Here is an 18642-nt window from a genome sequence, read left to right on the forward strand (position 1 = left end):
AACCGGGATCAAAGCCCGAATGCGCGCCGATAGGCGGCCGAGCGCGCGGCCAGCACTTGCCGCGATACCCATGCGCCGGGCATCACCTTGTCAAACCCGTGGAATGCGCCGGGCAGTACCAGCAGTTCGGCGGGCACGCCGCTGGCTGTCAGGCGCTGGGCATAGGCGATGTCCTCGCGGGCGAAGAGGTCGATCGAGCCCACTGCGATAAAGGCGGGCGGCAGGCCGGCCAGACTGGCGGCGCGGGCGGGCACGGCGCGGTGGGGCACATGCGCCTGACCCGGCCTTTGCCCCAAAAAGGCGCGCCAGCCATAGCGGTTGGCATCCCCATCCCACCCGATACAGCCCAGCCCCGGCGCGGGATTCCATGTCGATCCGGTCCGGTCGTCCAGCATCGGATAGATCAGGCATTGGAACGCCACCGGCACCTCGCCGCGATCACGCGCGGTCCGGGCCAACAGCGCGGCATGGCCGCCGCCCGCGCTTTCGCCCGCCACCGCGATCCGCGCCCGGTCCACGCCCAACGCGGCGGCCTGACGATACAGCCAGAGCAGGCCCGCATAGGTCTGCTCCATCGAAACCGACCATGGCGCTTCGGGCGCGAGGGAATATTCGACCGAGACGATGACGCAATCGAGTTCACGCGCGAGATCGATCAGCCCGCCGATTTCCAGCAAAGCCGAGCCCGTGATGAAGCCGCCGCCATGCGTGTGCAAGATAGCGGGGCGCGCCGCGCCGTCGGGCTTTTCATTCAGGACATAAAGTTTCACCTCACCCAGTCCCTTGCCTACAGGCGCCATGACGGTGCGGACCGGCACGGCGGGATGATCGGGCATTTGCGCCTTGGCAATGGCGGCGCGCAGCATGGGCAATTTGGACGGGCCCATCGGATAAAAGCCGCTGGTCATGGCGATGATCTGTTTGGCTGCCTCGCGCAGTTCCGGATCGACAAAGGGGAGGCCCGCAGCCGCGCCCGTTTCCTTGGCGCTCAGCGATCCGCCCGGCAGCATGGCGGCCCCGGCGCATGTCATCCAGCGCAGGGCGGTCCGCCGGTCCGGGGCGAAAATGTTCTTGTCCATCTCAGTCATCCTTGGAATGCACAAACGTTTGCCTTACCATAGCTGACAATCACAACTGATGGGAGACTCTATCGTGCCTGTTCTGAAAATCGCCGCTTTGGCCCTGTCGCTGGCGCCGGTGGCTGTGGCGGCGCAAAGCGCGCCGCCCGCGCCGCAACTGGAATTCATGTTCGAGGCCGAGGTGTTGCTCGCCGCGCGTGTCGAGGTCGGCGGCACCGCCTTTGGTCAGCGCGGCTATATCCCTATCATCGGCGGCACATTTTCCGGCCCCGCCATCAAGGGCAAGGTGGTGCCCGGCGGATGGGACTGGCAATTGCAGACCTCGGCGGGATGCAGCAGCCTGCATGCCGATTATTTCCTGCAGACCGATGATGGCGTGATGTTCAACGTGGTCAACCATGGCCAGTTCTGCCTTGAAAAGGGCCAGCCTTTCACGCCCGCCTTCACCCAGCCCCGCTTCGAGGCGCCGATGGGGCGCTATGGCTGGCTCAACCATGGCGCCTGGATCAGCCGGTTGGAAGGGGGCAAGGATCCTACGCATCCCTCGGTGGTGATCCGTTTCTATCGGGCGCGCTGATCCTCAACTGCAGACAAAGCTTTCCGCCTTTTCCGGGTCGCCATGGCCGCGATAGCGGGCGATCTTGGGAAAGGCGCAAAGCGGTCGCTCACGCCCCGGAAAGGGCGACGCAGGGCCAGCGCGGGCGATGATCCTTTCGGGCGCGTGTTGTTGCTCAACCCATGCGACCATGGCGTCAAAGGCCGCATATTGATCGGTGGCGGGGCCGCCGGTGCAATGGTTCATGCCCGGCACGACGAAAAAGCGCGTATTGGCCCGCGCCGCATCGCCGCCCCGCGCCAGCATCGCGCGATACCAGTCCAGCGTGTCGGCGATGGAGAAGACCGGGTCCGACCCGCCATGCAGCACCATCAGCCGCCCGCCATGGCCCAGAAAGCCCGAAAGGTCGGTCGAGCGGGCCGAAATATCCTCCCATCCTGATGTCGCGAAATCGCCGCCGCGCGCCAGAATGCCCTGTTCGGCCCGGTCCAGATCGAGCGCCATCTGAAAGGCCAGACCACCCTCGGCGCCCGGCGCCAAAGCCTGCGGCGGCACCGAGAAGATCGAGGCCAGCGCGCCCGCCCCCATCAGCATGTTGAGCGAGGGAACGCGCCCGTCCGCCGTCCCCAATTGCCAGATGCGCCAGTCCGCAGCGCCCCATCCGGCATCCCAGGGGAAGCCGGGATAGATGCTTTGTCCCCGGCTGTTGCGCGGGCCGCTGTTGACGCGCTGCAGGGCGGTGATCTGCTCGCCGGTCAGGCAGGTGTCGGTCTTGGCGCCCTTGCACCGGATGGCGTTGAAGGCGGGCAGGACCCGCGCCGAAGTGCATTGGCCCACGGCCAGAATCATGCCGTCGGCCAGCCCGTCCAGCCGGTCGCAGGCGCGCAGCAAGGCCCGCCGCGCAAGGGCAAAATCGGCATCGGAAAAGCCCTGCGCGATATTGAGCGGGGTGAGCGGGCCATGGCCATTGACGGCCGAGAAGCTGAAGCTCTTGGTGTTCCACGCCTCGCCGATCGCAGCGCGGGGCAGGGACAGGCCCGGCGCCGTCACCACCACGCCGTCAAACAGGGTGGGGTATCGCTGCACCAGCGCCAACCCTTCCTGACCGCCTTTGGAGCAGCCGACGAAATAGCTGCGGCGGGGCGCTTTACCATAGCGGGCGGCGATCACCTTGCGCGCAGCCAGCACCGATTTTTGCAGTGAGGCATGGCCGTAATTGGTGCGGGCCAAGGGGTCGAAGCCAAAGGCCAAGGTGCCGCCGCGTTTGGGGTCGAAATTGGCCTTGTTATCGTGGCCCGAATCCTGCGACAGCACCGCATAGCCCCGCGCCAGCGCCGGAGGCGAGATGCCCATGGCCCCCACCGCATCGCCCAGATCACCGTCGCTGCCGCCGCCGCCCTGAAAGAAAAAGCCGCCGTTCCATGCCTCTGGCAGGCGCAGGTGAAAGCGGATGGCATAGTTCTGACCATCGCGGCCCACGCGCTGTTCGGTATGGCCGATCACTTCGCAATGGGCGGGCAGAATCGGAGCGGGGGGCGTGGTCATGCCGGGCGGTACGAGCGCGGCAGGGCCGGGGCCGGCGGGATGGGCCTGCGCCGTTTCGATCACAAGATCGGGCAGGGCACCCTGCTCCAGTCCTTTGCACAATTGCTCGGCCCCGGTCGATGCCCTGGCCGAGGGGGCGCCCAAGACAAGGAGGGGCAGGATCGGGGCGAGAGACCGGAGGCGGATGTTGCGTTTCGGGGGCGATTTCATGCGGCGCAGGCTATCATGCGCAAAGGATTGCGCAAGGTCATTTTTGTATAGGCGCGCTGCCGTTCAGGCGTTTGGGGCCGGACCGCTCAATTTCTGCGCCGCCTTGGTGAAAAAACCGCGCAGGGCCTCGGCATGGTCGTGTGCCAATTGCGGGGAAAGGTAGAGCCTTGTCTGCCACACGCCCAGTTTCTGCACCTCTTCCAGAATGCCCGAGGGATCGAGCGAAGTCACGATGCTCGAGAGCACAACCAAAGCGCCCACGCCCTCGCTGGCCATGCGGATGGCCACGTCGTGAAAGGGATAATGGCCTGCGATGCGGAAGTGGACCCCGGCATGGCGCAAGTAGCGGATCTGCGATGCGGCATCAGGCTGATCGCTGTTGGGCAGGATCAGGTCGATCGGCTGTGCCGGGTTGGCCCTGATCCGCGCGGCAATCGCGGCGCAGGCATAGATGCCCATGTCGGTTTGTGCCAGCACCTGCGATTGCGGTAATTCCTCTGCTGAACTCACATTCAGCAGGGCGCCCTGAACCTTGCCGGCCACAATCGCCTGTTTGAGCCATTTGCGCGTTTTGGGCATCACCAGATTGAGGTTGATATCGGGATGCAGACGCAGAAATTCGGGCAGCGCCGGACGCAAGGCGTCCTCCAGCAGATGCGGCCCGGTGTGGATCGTGATGCAGGTGGGCTGGGCGGGCGAGGGCGCCAGCCTTTGCCCCAGCGCCAGTCCTTGCCGGACGAACTGGATGGCCGCATCGCGAAATTCCTCGCCTTCGGGCAGCAACTGGATGGCCGCGCCCCGGCGGCGGCGGAACAGGGGGCCGCCCAATTGCTCCTCCAGCAGGCAGATCTGGTGGCTGATTGCGGCTTCGGAAATGCCCAGCGCTTCGGAGGCGCGGCGGAAGCCTTCCGCTTCGCAGACCTTCAGGAATATCTCGATCTGGCGGATGGTGAAGCGGAACATGCAGGCAGGATAACCGATAAGTCCAGCCTTGTCACTTATGACAAGGCCAGCCCCCTTTGCATGGGTGCGCCCGCCTTCCCTAGGCTGGCCATCAATCACCGACGGCAAGTTCGGGATCAGGGGAGAGGAACATGTCGAAATTTGCTGGAATGCGCTATGTCCTGTTGGCATCGGGGGCGCTGTTGCTGGCCCAGGGCGCGATGGCGCAGGAGGCCAAAAAGCCCGACACCGGGGTTGCTGAAATTGTCGTCACGGCGCAATTCCAGTCGCAGAAATTGCAGGACACTCCGCTGGCCATCACGGCCATCAATGCCTCCGGGCTGGAGGCGCGTTCGATCAACCAGATTGCCGATATCAGCAACAGCGCGCCCGGCGTCCTGCTCAAACCATCGGCCGCCGCCTTTGGCCCGGCGGTTACGGTCTTCGTGCGCGGCCTGGGGCAGAGCGACAGCAGCATCGCCATGGAACCGGGCGTGGGCATGTATGTCGATGATGTCTATTACGGTTCGCTGTTCGGCGCCAATTTCGACCTGCTCGATCTGGAGCGGGTGGAGATTCTGCGCGGGCCGCAAGGAACGCTGGCGGGCAAGAATTCCATCGGCGGGGCGGTCAAACTCTACAGCCGCAAGCCCGACGGGCGCGGCGCGAATTACCTTGAGGCCAGCTATGGTTCGCGCAATCTGCTCAGCTTTCGCGGCGGGGGCGATTTCACCATCGTGCCGGACAAGCTCTATGCCCGCGCCTCGGGCGTCTATACGCGGCAGGACGGTTATGTGACGCGGCTCGATTATGGCTGCCTCCATCCGTCATCGGGGGTTCCGGCGGCGGGCATTTCCGGCAATTGCGTGCTGGGCCATGAAGGAGGCAAGAATTACGGGGGTGGGCGGCTTGCCCTGCGCTACACGCCCAATCCGCAATGGACGGTCGATCTGTCGGCCACGGTGATCAAGGACAATTCCGAGGTCGCGCCCACGGTCCTGCTGGCCGCGAACAGCACTTCGGCGGCCTATTTTGCGCCGTTTGATCCCGCGCTCTTTGTCGTGCCCACCGGGGCCAATTACAATTACGCCACCTATGCCACGCCTGCCTTCACCGACCCGGCCATCTATAATGGCAAGGTAGGTGCGGGCAGCCATCCCGCGATCAGCGTGCCGAGCCATAATGACCTGCTGCAAAGCACGTTCAACGGCACGATCACATGGCGGCCGGGCGAGAACCTGACGCTGACCTCGATCACCGGCTACAGCCGCACCAATGTCAGCTATGGCATTGACGGCGATGCCAGCCCGATCACCACCCAGACCGCGCTGTATCAGGCCCGCAGCCGCCAATTCAGCCAGGAATTGCGCCTCAATGGTCGGGCACTGGGCACTTTGCTCGACTGGACCGTGGGCGGCTATTATTACCGGGCGGACAATAATTTTGCCGGGTCGAACATCCTTTATCCCGGCAAGCCGTTCGAAAACCTCAACGCGCCCGACGATGACGCGATTTCCACCAACAAGAGCGTGTTTGGTCAGGCGATCCTGCATCCGCTTTCGGGCCTGAACCTGACGGGCGGTATCCGGTATACCGACGACACCAAGGACTACACCTATCGCCGTTACAACCCGTTCCTGCCCGGTGTGCCCACCTTTACCGCTGCGGGCGTGCTGACCGGGGTGCAGAGCCATTATCAGGCGAACAAGGTCGATTACCGGGTCAATCTGGACTATCGCTGGAATGATCAGTTGATGACCTATGCGCAGGTATCGACCGGATTTCGCGGCGGCGGCACCAATCCCCGGCCTTTCGTGCCCGAACAGGCGGTGCCTTTCTATCCCGAAACGATTACCGCTTATGAGATTGGTTTTAAAAGCGATCTATGGTCGCGGCGGGTGCGGGTGAATGGCTCGCTGTTCCTCAATGATTATTCGAACATCATCTTCACCAACACCGCGCCCACGGCCAACAGCGCGCTCAACGCCACGCCCACCAATGTCGGCTCCGCGCGTTACAAGGGCGCCGAACTGGAGGTGACCGCGCGGCCCGTGGGCGGGATGCTGATCGACGCCAGCGTCAGCTATCTGCATTTTCAACTGACCTCGATCAGCGCGGCGGGCGTGGTCATTCAGGGCGTGACGCTGGCCAATGCCGCGCCCTTTGCCCCGGCATGGAAGGCGGCGCTTGGCGCGCAATATGGGGTGGAAACCAGGATCGGCACTTTCACCCCGCGCGTGGATTACAGCTATCAATCGTCCTATTTCACCACAATTGCCAATAATCCCGAAGGGCAGGTGGGCGCCTATGGCGTCACCAATGCGCGGTTGACCTTCGATTCCCCGAACAAGGACTGGCGCCTGTCGCTGGCCGTGCGCAACCTGTTCGACACGACCTATTACAACAACAAATTCTTCAATCTGGGCATGACCCTTGCCCAGCCTGCGCCGCCGCGTGAAGTGTCCGTGACGCTGCGCCGCAATTTCTGATCATTCGCTCAAGGACAAATGCCATGGCTTCTTTATCGCGACGTTCGCTTATTGCCCGGTCAACGGCTCTGATCGGGGCGGGTCTGGTGCCCGAACTTGCCAGAGCAGCGACGGACAAGGGGCAACGCCGACCCAATATCCTGTTCATTCTGGCCGATGATATGGGTTTCGCGGATCTCAGTTGCTATGGTCGGCGCGATTATGCCACGCCCGCGCTCGATGCTCTGGCGGCCGGGGGACTGCGCTTTACTCAGGCCTATGCCAATTCGGCGGTCTGTTCGGCCACGCGCACGGCGCTGATCACCGGGCGCTATCAGAACCGGCTGCCCGTCGGGCTTGAGGAGCCGCTGGGCCAGCGTCCGGTCGGCCTGCCGCCCAGCCACCCCACGCTGCCCTCGCTGCTGCGCAAGGCGGGCTATGGCACGATGCTGATCGGCAAATGGCATCTGGGGGCGCTGCCCGATTATGGGCCGCAGCAAAGCGGGTATGATCATTTCTGGGGCTTTCGCGGCGGCGGTCTGGACTATTTCACCCACAAGGCTTTCGGCAAGGCGGACCTGTGGGATGATGCGCGCCAGATCGACCAGCAGGGCTATCTGACCGACCTGCTGGGCGCCAAGGCGCGCGAGGTGATCACGGACCATGCGCGGCAGGACAAACCCTTCTTCCTATCGCTGCATTTCAACGCGCCGCATTGGCCTTGGGAAGGGCCAGAGGATGTGGCCGAAGCGCGCCGTTTGGACGAAAGCGGCAAGCCCATGGCCATGTTCCATTTCGACGGGGGCAGTGCGAAGATCTATGCGCAGATGGTCACGCGGATGGATTACCAGATCGGCCTGATCCTCAAACGCCTTGAGGAACTGGGCATGGCCGAGAACACGATCGTGGTCTTTACCAGCGACAATGGCGGCGAGCGCTTTTCCGACACCGGCCCGTTCACCGGGCGCAAGACCGAACTGCTCGAAGGAGGGCTGCGCGTGCCTGCTATCATCCGCTGGCCCGGCGTGACCAAAGCGGGCAGCGTGAGCGAGCAGACCATCATGACGATGGACTGGTTGCCCACCTTGCTGGCCGCCGCCGGGACCACACCCGATCCGGCCTTTCCCTCTGATGGCGAAAACCTGCTGCCCGTTCTGCGCCGCCCGGATCAGGCGCATGAGCGCAGTTTTTCGTGGCGCTATCTCAACCTCAATCAGGAGGCCTGTCGCAAGGGCGACTGGAAATATTTGAAAATCCTGAACAACACTTTCCTGTTCAACGTGATCGATGATCCGCAGGAGCGGGCGAACCTGAAGGACCGGATGCCGGAAAAATTCCGCGAAATGCAGGCCGAGTGGCAGAAGTGGAACGCCCAGATGCTCCCCCTCGATTATGACGCAGGGACCAGCGGTTTTACCGGCGCGCAATTGCCCGATCATTTCGGCATAGAAAAGGCTCAGACATTCGTGCGGCCCAAGTGAGGCGCGGCGCGCGCTCTCGGGCGCCAGGCTGAGCCGGAGGGGGCGCCGGTTCCCTCATTGCAGGAGCCACATCGGGGGCAAGGGCAAAAATTTTTTGCCCCGGATGATTTTGACCGCAACTTTTTGCTGAGCGCCGACGAAACCGTTTGTGAGGGGCAAGGGAAAGCCCATCCCCTTCAACCGATTTCGTATTGGAGCAGAGCAGATGAAATTCCGTAAGAACCTTGCCGTTTCGCTGGCGCTCGGGCTGCTGGCCGTCTCGCTTCCGACCCCGGGCTTTGCCGCCCTGCCGCAGGGCGCCGCCGCGCCCAATTTCACGCTGGATGCGGCAAAGGGCGGAAAGACGTTCAATTTCACGCTCAACCAATCTTTGCGCAAGGGGCCGGTCGTCCTCTATTTCTTCCCGGCGGCCTTTACGCCCGGCTGTACGGTCGAAGCGCATCTCTTTGCCGAAGCCACCGACACATTCCGCAAGATGGGCGCCACGGTCGTGGGCGTGACGGCGGGCAATGTTGAGCGCGTGGCCGAATTTTCCAAGGTGGAATGCCGCGATAAATTTGCCGTGGCCGCCGATCCGGGCGCCAAGATCGCCGCTGAATACAAGACCACGATGACGTTCAAGGACCGCCTTCTGTCGGAACGCACCTCCTTTGTGATCGCGCCCGACGGCAAGATCCTGCTGAGCTATACCGACGGCAATCCGCAGGCCCATATCGAAAAGACCATGGCCGCCGTGCGCGAATGGAAAGCCAAGCACGGCTGATCGCTGATCGGGTCCCCCTCTGTCGTTACGAGGCTTTTGATGCTTGTTGCCATTCTCTCCGCCTTTTTGGGCGGGCTGATCCTCAATTGCATGCCCTGCGTCTTTCCGATCATCTCGTTAAAGGCGTTCGGCCTCGTGCGGCAGGGGGGCGATCCGGCCCTGCTGCGCCGCGAAGGTCTGGCTTTCATGGCCGGTTCTGTGCTGGCGATGTTGGCGCTGGCGGGCGTGCTGCTGGCGCTGCGGGCCGGGGGCGAGGCGGTGGGCTGGGGGTTCCAGCTGCAATCGCCGATGATTGTCGCGCTGTTGGCGCTGGTGATGATCGGTTCGGCGCTCAATCTGATGGGCCTGTTTGAAATCGGCCTTGGCCTGCAGCGGGCCGGGCAAAGCGTCAGCGGGCGCGAGGGCCTGGCCGGGGCTGCCCTGACGGGCGCGCTGGCGGTGGTGGTGGCCACGCCTTGCGCGGGGCCGTTCATGGCCGGGGCGCTGGGCTTTGCCCTGGTTCAGCCTCCGATCGTGGGCCTTGCGATCTTTGCCGCGCTGGCGGTGGGTGTGGCCGCGCCGTTTACCGCGCTGTGCTTTTCGCCCGCGCTGGCCCGGCGTTTGCCGCGTCCGGGGCCGTGGATGGCCACGCTCAAACATGCGCTGGCTTTTCCGATGCTGGCCGCCGCCGCCTGGCTGGTCTGGGTGCTCGATGCCCAGACGGCCTCGGCAGGCCTGCCCTTCATTCTGGGCTGCGCGCTGCTGCTGGCATTCAGCGCGTGGATCTATGGCCTGGCCCAGCGCCGCGCCATGTCGGGCAAACCGGCACGCACTCTGACGCTGACGGCGCTTACGGGGCTGGCGGTGATTGGCGGGGCCTTTGCCATGCCGGGAGCCGCGTTTGAAACACAGGCGCGCAAACCGGCCGTTACGCCCGCCTGCGATGATCGCCCGATCCGCTGGTCGCCCCAACAGGTCGCGCTTCAGACCGCCGCAGGCAGGCCGGTTTTCGTCGATTTTTCGGCCGCATGGTGCCTGACCTGCAAGGTCAATGAAAAGGCCGTGCTTTCGACGCCCGCCTTCAAGGAAGCGATGGCGCGGACCGATACAGCCTTTATGATTGCCGACTCCACCAATTATGATGCGGGAATCGAAAAAGCGATGAGCGATCTTGGCCGAACGGGTCTGCCGCTTTACCTCGTCTATCCGGCGGGCGGGGGCAAACCAGTGATCCTGCCTCAGGTACTGACCAAGGATCTGGCGATCAAGGCGCTGGAAGCCGCCGCGCGCGCAAAGGGCTGATCCTATGCCTTACCTAAGGATGTGATAGGCCCAGCGTGCCCGGCGACCTTCCCCCCGAAAGCGAGTGGCCCGCATGGATGCGGCGGGCGCAGGACGGCGACCATGGGGCCTATCGCATGGTACTGCGCGCGATTTTGCCTGCCATCCGCCGCATCGCCGCGCGCCGCATTTTCGATGAGGATCTGGTGGAGGACGCGGTGCAGGACACGTTGATGACGATCCATCGCCTGCGCCACACCTATGACCCGGCGCGGCCGCTGATGCCATGGGTGGGGGCGATCGCCGTGTCGCGCGCGATAGATGTCCTGCGCCGGTCGGGCCGGACGCGGCGGTTTGAGATCATGGATGACGAAGCGATGGATGCCGCCGCCGACCATGCCTCTGCCGATCCGGGCGAGGCATGGGGCAATGAACGCGAAGTGGCCCGTTTGCTGGGCCGTTTGCCGCAAAGGCAAAGGATGATGGTGGAAATGGTCAAGCTGAAAGAGATGAGTCTGGATGATGCGGCGGGCGCAAGCCGGATGTCCGTTTCGGCGGTCAAATCCCTGCTCCACCGCGCCCTTGCCCGGCTGCGCGAGGATGGAAATGCCTGATATGCGCGATTCTGAAGCCCTGATTGAGGCGCTGACCCACGACCTGCGGCCCGTTGCCCGGGTGGCGCCGGTGTGGCGGCGGGTGATGGTTTGGGCGCCGGTGGCGCTGGGGCTGGGCTTTCTGGCCACGCGCATGCTGCATCGTTTCGCCACCGACTGGTCATCCGCCCATGCGGTGATTTCGGTGGCCAATGTGGCTTTGTCGCTGACGCTGGGGCTGGCGATCTTCGCCGCTTCCCTCTCGATCAGCGTGGCCGACGGGCGGGTCCGGGGCAGGGGCTGGATCGTGGGCGGATTGGCCGCATGGCTGGTGCTGGCCATGGTCAGCATGGCCCTGTCGCCCCGGCTGATCAGTTTTCAAAGAGGCGTGGGCAGTTACTGCTTCACCTTTGTGCTGACCGCGGGCGCGCCGATGATCCTTGTTGCCATTGCCGCCCTGCGGCGCACCCGATCCCTGAATCCCGGGCGGTCCTTGACCGTGGCGGGGGCGGGGATTGCCTTCATGGCCTTTGGCCTGCTGGGTTTTTGTCATCCGGCGGAAATGTCGATGACGGATTTTGTCGCCCATCTGCTGGCGGCTTTGGTTTTGGGAGGGATTACGGTTCTGGCGGGCCGCCCGTTGATCCGGGCCTGAAAAACGGGCGCCCGTTGCCGCTATCCTGACGCCTGTTCGGCCAATTCGCGGCCCAGCATCCGCGCAAGGATGCGCCTTGCCCGGATCGCGCCTTCGTCAAAGGGCAGGATGGCCGGTTTATGCGCCATGAGATCATTGGATCGCATCCGGCTGCGCACGGCCGCGATCATCGGCTCATCCTCAAATTCAAAGGCGTTTTGCGTGCCTTGGTGCAGCATGGCCGAAACCTGCTCGCTGTCTTTGGCGCTGTTCCTGCCCGCCGCCCAGAAATAGCGCGTGGCATTCTCGCCCTGCGGGACCAGCAGATGCATGACCACCAGTTGCGGATCATTCCCAGCTGCGCTTTCCCCGCGTCCCATGCTGGTTTTCAGCGAGAGGCGGGCGGGCGCCTGCCAGACAATATCGGCCACCATATTCGCCCGCTCCGGGGTGTCGGGCCACAGCAATTGGAACAGGCCCGTCACCGGCTCGTCCCTGATCGTATAGACCGAGCGAACCTCATCGCCCATCTGTTCGCAGCGATAATGCGTGCGGGCCGCATTGCCCGGCGAGGCGAGGAAGGGATGGAGAAACTCAACATGGGTCAGGTCGAGCAGATTGTCCGTAACCAGCTCGTAATGGACCCGCACATCAAGCTGTCCATGGACCCATGTCAGGCCGGGATCGTCGAAAAGCGGCAGGTCGGGCAGGGGGTGACTTTCCTCGCCCCCTTCTGCGCCCATCCAGATCCATAGCATGCCATAGCGCTCGGCCACCGGAAAGGCGCGGACGCGTAGCGCCGAAACGGTGGCGCCATGGCCATGCGGATTGTGGACGCATCGCCCCGCCCCATCGAATTCCAGCCCGTGATAGCCGCAGACGATACGGCCATTGCGCGACTTGCCCCGGCTTAAAGGGGCAAAGCGGTGGGGGCAGGCATCATGAAGCGCCTTGGGCTGCCCGCCTTCGCCGCGGAAAAGGACGATGAACTGATCCAGCATGGTCAGTTCCATCGGCGCATCGCCCAGATCGGCGGACCATGCGGCCGGATACCATGCGTTGCGCAGGAATGTCATGCTTTCCTCTCCCGATTGGCCCGTCGCCGGGCGATTATGGCATCAAGGCTCCACGCGCCGCCCCCGGCCAGCGCCAGATAAAGGAACACAAAGCAGAACAGGATGGCCAGATCCCCCTGATTGACCACCGGCATCCAGCCATCCTTCATGGCCAATCCGGCGGGGAAATGGATCATCCAGTAGGCGACCGCCATCTCCCCGCTCAAAACAAAGGCGACGGGGCGCGTGGCAAGGCCCAGCACGATGGCCAGACCGCCGAAAAATTCAAGACAACCCGCCAGCCCGGCAAGGCTGAAGATCACCAGCGGGCCGGGGTGATGTACACTGGCGGGCCACAGGAACAGCTTTTGCACCCCATGCTGCATGAAGATCAGACCGGAGACGATGCGCAGCAGGCCAAGGCCGATCCGGACCGGCGGGTTCATATCACCACTCCGTGATAAAGGGGCCATAGGTGGGGCTGCGCCCGCCCGTTTCCTCGGCCACAATGCGGTTGGTCTGGCGGCCCAGACCGGTGATCTCGCTTTCCATCACATCGCCCGGTTTCAGCCATGCATTGCCCCACATCGCCCCATTGCCCGGCGGCGAACCGGTGATCAGCAGATCGCCCGGAACCAGTCGGATGCGTTCGGAGGCATAGGACAGGATCTGTTCGGGCTGAAAGATCATGTCGGAAATCGGCCAGTCCTGACGGATCTCGCCATTCACCTTCAGGCGGATCTGGACCTTGTTGCGGTCGACAAATTCCTTGGGCACGGCAAAGGGGCCGAAGGGTTTGAAATTGGGCTGATGCTTGCTGACCCAATCATACATGAAGCGGACATCGGCGCGGCGGAACTCGTCCACGGTGCCTATGTCATTGACCATGACATAGGCCGCGATCAGATCGCCCGCCTCGTCCGGGCGGATATAGCGGCCCGTCCGCCCGACGATGGCGCCGAATTCGAGCTCCCAGTCGGGATGCTGCCCGATCAGCGGCAAAGGCACATCCTCATTGGCGCCGCAGAGCGAGGAATGCAGGCCGGTCCAGAAATAGGGCATGCCTTCGCGCGCGCGCCGGTCGATTTCGCCCAGGTTACGCTCAAAGAACGCCTCGTCGCTCTCGCCCGCGATGCGCTTGTCCTGATTGAACTTGTTGAAGGTCATCATCTCGGCGACATGCTGGCGGTAATTGGACCCGGCGCACAGCAGGTTGGGATGGGCCAGCACCGGCAGGATGGTGAGCGCCCGATAGTCATGGGCATGGCGATCCTGACGCGCGGCCACATCATTGGCCAGGTTGGAGGCGCGCGTCCAATCCTCGAAGACGGCATGGGTGTCGCGGTATTCCTCGGCCAGACTGTACACCCCGCCGCCGGGCACCACCACGCCGGGGAAGGCCGCGCCATCGCCATCGCGGAACGTGCCGATGCCAAAGGAGCCGGCCACCAGCCCGGTGATATCGTCAATGCCCTCAGGCTCGGGCGCTGCGGGAAGGGGTTTGAGAAAGCTGTGGTCTGTCATGGTATGACCTCGCGTAAGGGGTTGGAAAGGTTGATGTTCAGGAAAAATAGCGGTCGGGCGGGTCCGAGCTCCACACATCCATTTCGACGTCATGGACATCGTGAATGCGGCTGCCGTCGGATTTGCGCAGGCGGTCGGTGTCGGTGAAGGTTTCGAAGCGGTTGCGGTCCGGGTCGCGCCAGACATCGAAAACATGGCTGCCGTGGGGATGGCGTCCGACGCCCCAGACCAGATCATAGCCGCGCGATTCCAGATAGCGGTGCGACATGAACTGGGCTTCGAAATCCTGCGCTTCAAAGCTGATGTGGTGGCAGTCGGTGCGCCCATCCATGCTCTGCATCAGCGCGATGCAATGGTGATCGACCAATTCCTCGCCATGGTCGAGGCGCAGGAAGCCGATGATCTGGACATGGGGCAGGCCCGGCACGTGATAGATATCACTGGGGATCAGGCCCAGCACGTCCCTGTACCACGGCAGGCTGGCGAGGAAATTGGGGACGAACAGGCCGATATGGCCCAGCCGGAACAGTTTGGCCGGGGCCATCGGGCGTTTGGGTTCAAAGCGCCCCTCGCGCGGATAGGCGAGCGGTGAGTTGATCTGCCACGCGGGATAGGCGGGCAGGGCCTGTTTCGCGCCGACGCCATGGACCAGATCCACGCGAAAACCGTTGGGATCGCTCAGCGTCACGCAGCGCCCACCGCCCGGCAGATCAAGTTCGGCGATGCCTTGCGCGCCCTGCGCCGCGATGGCCTCCTCCAGATCGGCCGGGCTGGCCACTTCAAAGGCCAATCCGATGAATTTGGGCTCCTCGGCGCGATAGGCGACATAGGCAAAGGCGTCGCCGCCCTGCGTGGCCATGACCAGACGCTCGGCCGTATGCTCGACGGTGATCAGGCCGAAGTCCTGCGCGAATTGTTCGGTTTGCGCCAGATCGCGCACATGGAATGTAACATGGTGCAGCTTGCGCAGCATCACGGCCTCTCTCCCCGGTTCCTGTTTCGCGGCGCTGCCAGACTGCGCCTGCGGTGTCCCCGCATTCATCGGCCAGTGGGCAGAAAGCGTCCAATCGAATATTGGAGTTGTTTGGTATAACTAAGGCTGATACAAAGCCCCATGCGATTTGACGGGCTTGACCTTAACCTGCTGGTGGCTTTCGAAGCCTTGATTGAGGAGCGCAATGTTTCGGCGGCGGCGCGGCGGCTGAATCTGACGCAACCGGCTGTCACCGGCGCGCTCAACCGGTTGAGGGATTATTTCCGCGACGATCTGCTGGTGCTGCATGGGCGCAAGATGCAGCCCACCCCCAAGGCCGAGGACCTGTCGGGCCCGGTGCGCCGCGCCCTGCTGCAAATCCGGGGCGAGATCACGCGGGCGGGCGATTTCACCCCGGCCACGTCCAGCCGCCATTTCCGCATCATCGCTTCGGATTATGCCTATACGATCGGGCTGGCCGATCTGTTCGTGCGCGCCTCGGCGCTGGCGCCCAAGGTGACGTTTGAGGTGATCCCGCCCAGCAGTCAGGCCTCGGAACGGCTGGAGCGGGCCGAAGTGGATGTGGCGATCACCGTGCATCCCTATGTGAACGCCAAATATCCCTCGATGGAATTATGGCGCGACAGCGACGTCATCATCAGCTGGCGCGATGCGGGCTATACGACCATCACCGAGGATATATTCTTCGAGGTGGGCCACGCCGTTTCCACCTTTGGCCCTGATCGCCGCCCATCGGTAACCGACGAATATATCGCGAAAATGGACCGTGAACGCCGAGTCGAGGTCTTGTTGCCCAGTTTTGGCGATCTGTGTCGCGGTGTTGTGGGCACGCGGCGACTGGCGACCATGCACCGCCGCTATGCCGAATATTTCGCGCGGGTCTATCCCATCGCCATTCACGAAACGTGGCAACCCTTCCCGGAGATCATCCAAATCGCGCAATGGCACAAGGTGCGCGACAGCGATCCGGGCCTGCATTGGATCCTGCGCCTGTTGAGCGAAATTCAGGCATAAGGAAGAGGGGGAAGGGCATCGCCTTCCCCCGCCGTATCATCAGAATTTATAGGACACGCGGCCACCAAAAGTGCGCGGTGGGCGCAGGGTGGTGGCGTAGAAGCTGGTCCCGGGCGTCGGGAAAGCCTGAGAGAGCAGCGTCTTGTCAAAAATATTGTTCATATACAGGCCCAGCGACAGGCCCGAAGAGCGCAGGCGGAAATTGATCTGTGCATCGGCCAGCCAATAGGCGCCCTGTGTTTCGACCGGCGCGAATTCCATGCCGATCACCGTGGTGGTCTGGTAATGCGCCTTGGCATTCAGCGTGAATTCGCCAAAAGACACCGGAATATGCTGTTCCAGCCCCAAATTGAGCGTCCATTCCGGGGCATTGACGGGCCGCCTGCCGCTGCAATCAATGATATAGGCGCCCGAACCGGCAAAGCTCGCCGTGGGGCATGAGGTGCCGTTAAACACTCCGCCGTTCGAATTGGGGCTTTGAAAGGTGAACTGGTCATAGCTGGCGTCGAGATATTGCAGGTCGGCCGACAGGGTGGTCTGTGCCGTGGCGGCAAAGCGCGCCTCCAGTTCGAAGCCCTGAAACGTTGCGCGGCCCACATTTTCGGTCACGAAGGTCGGCACGCCCGCCACGGTCAGCAGGTGGCTGATCTGTTGATTGCGGTATTTCCAGCGAAAGAGTTCAAGGTTCAACTGGACCCGATTACCCCAGAAACGGTTCTTCGAACCCAGCGTGACGGCCTGAAGCGTCTCGGGATCGAAGGAACCGCCCGCGCCGTTCGGGCTGTAATAGAAGCCGCCAGCCTTGAACCCGGTCTCAAACGAGGCATAGACCAGATTGCGCGGCGTAATGTCCCAGTCCGCGCCCGCGCGCCATGTGAATTTGCCAAAGCTTCGGGCCTGATTGTTGGTAAAGACGGTGGCCGACTGGATGACATTGGGGGCATTGACCACATCGGGCAGCCCGCCATAGGGCGCCGCCCCCAGCGTGGGAACCAGCACCGAGGGGAAGGCGCCCAGGGCGGCCGGTGTCGGGCCATAGGGCAGCGAGGGCGCGGTGGGGCAGGATGCGGCCGTGCAGATGCGCGTCAGCGACACACGGCTGCCGGTAAAATCCTTGTCTTCCCATGTCTGCCTGCCGCCGATGGTCAGCCGGATGTCGGGCGTCACGGCATAGGTCAACCGTCCGAACAGCGCCTTGCTGGTGGTGTTGAGCAGCATATCCTTGTCATATTGCGCGTTCCAGTTGGACGCATAATCGCCATAGGGGCCATAGGTGTGATCGTGATAATAGAAGGCGCCCAGCAGCGCGCGCAGCGGCTTTGACTCGGGCGTGGCAAAGCGCGCCTCCACGCTGGTCTGGGCGTTGCGTTCGACCGCGTTGACCTGAAAGCCCGGCGTGAAACTGTTATAATTCAAATGGCCTTCGCGATAGGACGGCAGAATGGTCAGCGTGCCAAAGTCGCTGACCCATTCAGCCGATCCCGCGATCCCGAAAAAATTATTGCGCAAATAGGGCTGGAAGCCAGACGGGAAGGGCTGAAACGGTCGGCCCAGCAGGCCCGCGCGCTGGCTGGTGTAAAAAGCCTGTCCCTGGGGCGAGAAGATGCCGATGCGGCTGTCAGGCGATATGGTTGCCGCCGTGGCAACGCCTTGCGGGGCCAGCAGCGGGGTCATGCCCACGCCCCGTCCGCCCTGATCGAAATAGTCGGCGATCAGATTGAGGTGGACCGCGCTGCTCGGTTCAAAGCGCAAGGATCCGCGCAGGCCGACATCGTCCTGATCGTCGGTGCCGTCATTCATATAGCCGTCGTGCTTGACGCGCATGGCCGCGATCCGCGCGGCTGCCCTTTCGCCGATCGGGACATTGAGGGCGGCGTCCAATCGCAGCGCCGCGTAATTGCCGACATCCACCCCGGCAAAACCGCCCCAAGCCCCCAGTTGCGGCTTTTGCGGCAAGACATTGATCGCACCCCCGGTGGCGTTGCGACCATAAAGCGTGCCTTGCGGCCCTTTGACCACCTCGACCCGTTCGAGGTCATAGAAAAAGCCCGACGTGGCCGAAGGACGGCCAAGATAGACGCCCGCGAAGTTGAACGCGATGGCGGAATCGGAAAAGGCATTGCCGTTGAAATTGCCCACCCCGCGAAGATAGAACAGGTTATAAGGCCCCGCCGCAGGCGCCACCTGCAACGAAGGAACCACATTGCCCAGCGCCGTGGGCTGGGTGATGCCGGTGTTTCTCAATTCATCGCCGCCGATGGCCGAAACGGCAATGGCGGCCTTTTGCAGGCTCTCGCTGCGCCGCTGGGCGGTGACGACAATGTCCTGAATGGCCGGCCCGCTGTCGGTCTCCGCCGCGCGGGCCAGATCGGGCATGACCAGCGCCAGCAGGCTGGACGCGATGAAATAGGCTGATTTCATGTCTCTCTCCCCATTTTGGTTTTTGCTCTTGTGGCAGGCGATGAAATCATGCGATCCGACCATTCGTCCAATCATCAGTTGGGCAATCAGAAATCATTTTTAT

General features: G+C 63.2%; 16 protein-coding genes. 8 read left to right on the forward strand and 8 right to left on the reverse strand.

Annotation, left to right across the window (positions count from 1 at the left end; genetic code table 11):
- Positions 1–8 precede the first annotated feature (8 nt).
- Positions 9–1079, reverse strand: coding sequence for an alpha/beta hydrolase (locus tag FHW92_RS02505; protein WP_168601623.1), 1071 nt, complete (start codon positions 1077–1079; stop codon positions 9–11).
- Between the two features lie 73 nt (positions 1080–1152).
- On the opposite strand from FHW92_RS02505, the gene FHW92_RS02510 reads away from it, so the two are divergent.
- Positions 1153–1656, forward strand: a complete 504-nt coding sequence (locus tag FHW92_RS02510; protein ID WP_349237633.1) for a DUF3237 domain-containing protein — start codon at positions 1153–1155, stop codon at positions 1654–1656.
- 3 nt (positions 1657–1659) lie between these two features.
- Here FHW92_RS02510 and FHW92_RS02515 read toward each other — a convergent pair whose 3' ends face one another.
- Both FHW92_RS02515 and FHW92_RS02520 read right to left on the reverse strand, forming a co-directional pair.
- Positions 1660–3390: a tannase/feruloyl esterase family alpha/beta hydrolase gene (locus FHW92_RS02515; RefSeq protein WP_168601625.1), complete on the reverse strand. Its 1731-nt coding sequence runs from the start codon at positions 3388–3390 to the stop codon at positions 1660–1662.
- 63 nt (positions 3391–3453) lie between these two features.
- Positions 3454–4353: a LysR family transcriptional regulator gene (locus FHW92_RS02520; RefSeq protein WP_168601626.1), complete on the reverse strand. Its 900-nt coding sequence runs from the start codon at positions 4351–4353 to the stop codon at positions 3454–3456.
- Positions 4354–4484: 131 nt separating this feature from the next.
- Between FHW92_RS02520 and FHW92_RS02525 the strand changes: the two genes are divergently transcribed.
- The 6 genes from FHW92_RS02525 (at position 4485) to FHW92_RS02550 (ending at position 11552) form a co-directional block, all read left to right on the forward strand.
- A complete protein-coding gene (locus tag FHW92_RS02525; RefSeq protein WP_168601627.1) occupies positions 4485–6821 on the forward strand; it encodes a TonB-dependent receptor in 2337 nt (778 codons plus the stop codon).
- A gap of 23 nt (positions 6822–6844) precedes the next feature.
- Positions 6845–8281: a sulfatase-like hydrolase/transferase gene (locus FHW92_RS02530; RefSeq protein ID WP_168601628.1), complete on the forward strand. Its 1437-nt coding sequence runs from the start codon at positions 6845–6847 to the stop codon at positions 8279–8281.
- 205 nt (positions 8282–8486) lie between these two features.
- Complete coding sequence (locus FHW92_RS02535; protein WP_168601629.1) at positions 8487–9044, forward strand: peroxiredoxin; 558 nt, start codon at positions 8487–8489, stop codon at positions 9042–9044.
- A 39-nt stretch (positions 9045–9083) separates the two neighbouring features.
- Entirely contained in the window at positions 9084–10325 is a 1242-nt protein-coding gene (locus FHW92_RS02540) for a thioredoxin family protein (RefSeq protein ID WP_168601630.1), read from the forward strand.
- A gap of 35 nt (positions 10326–10360) precedes the next feature.
- Entirely contained in the window at positions 10361–10918 is a 558-nt protein-coding gene (locus FHW92_RS02545) for a sigma-70 family RNA polymerase sigma factor (protein WP_210428339.1), read from the forward strand.
- Position 10919: 1 nt separating this feature from the next.
- The gene (locus FHW92_RS02550; RefSeq protein WP_168601631.1) at positions 10920–11552 is read left to right on the forward strand and encodes an NrsF family protein; all 633 of its coding nucleotides are present in this window, start codon (positions 10920–10922) and stop codon (positions 11550–11552) included.
- A 20-nt stretch (positions 11553–11572) separates the two neighbouring features.
- On the opposite strand, the gene FHW92_RS02555 is transcribed toward FHW92_RS02550, so the two are convergent.
- Genes FHW92_RS02555 through FHW92_RS02570 form a run of 4 tightly spaced genes read right to left on the reverse strand, consistent with a single transcriptional unit; the run spans position 11573 to position 15083 of the window.
- On the reverse strand, positions 11573–12607 hold the full coding sequence (locus FHW92_RS02555) for an aromatic ring-hydroxylating dioxygenase subunit alpha (RefSeq protein WP_168601632.1): 1035 nt from the start codon (positions 12605–12607) through the stop codon (positions 11573–11575).
- Positions 12604–13032, reverse strand: coding sequence for a DoxX family protein (locus FHW92_RS02560; protein WP_168601633.1), 429 nt, complete (start codon positions 13030–13032; stop codon positions 12604–12606). Before FHW92_RS02560 ends, FHW92_RS02555 begins: the two co-directional genes overlap by 4 nt.
- 1 nt (position 13033) lies before the next feature.
- Entirely contained in the window at positions 13034–14110 is a 1077-nt protein-coding gene (locus FHW92_RS02565) for a fumarylacetoacetate hydrolase family protein (RefSeq protein WP_168601634.1), read from the reverse strand.
- Between the two features lie 37 nt (positions 14111–14147).
- A complete protein-coding gene (locus tag FHW92_RS02570; protein WP_246869940.1) occupies positions 14148–15083 on the reverse strand; it encodes a VOC family protein in 936 nt (311 codons plus the stop codon).
- A gap of 174 nt (positions 15084–15257) precedes the next feature.
- On the opposite strand from FHW92_RS02570, the gene FHW92_RS02575 reads away from it, so the two are divergent.
- A complete protein-coding gene (locus tag FHW92_RS02575) occupies positions 15258–16118 on the forward strand; it encodes a LysR family transcriptional regulator (RefSeq protein ID WP_210428340.1) in 861 nt (286 codons plus the stop codon).
- Between the two features lie 39 nt (positions 16119–16157).
- On the opposite strand, the gene FHW92_RS02580 is transcribed toward FHW92_RS02575, so the two are convergent.
- Entirely contained in the window at positions 16158–18539 is a 2382-nt protein-coding gene (locus FHW92_RS02580; RefSeq protein WP_168601637.1) for a TonB-dependent receptor, read from the reverse strand.
- Positions 18540–18642 lie beyond the last annotated feature (103 nt).

Origin of the sequence: Novosphingobium sp. SG707 (assembly GCF_012275515.1) — a bacterium.
In the GTDB taxonomy this organism is placed as follows: domain Bacteria; phylum Pseudomonadota; class Alphaproteobacteria; order Sphingomonadales; family Sphingomonadaceae; genus Novosphingobium.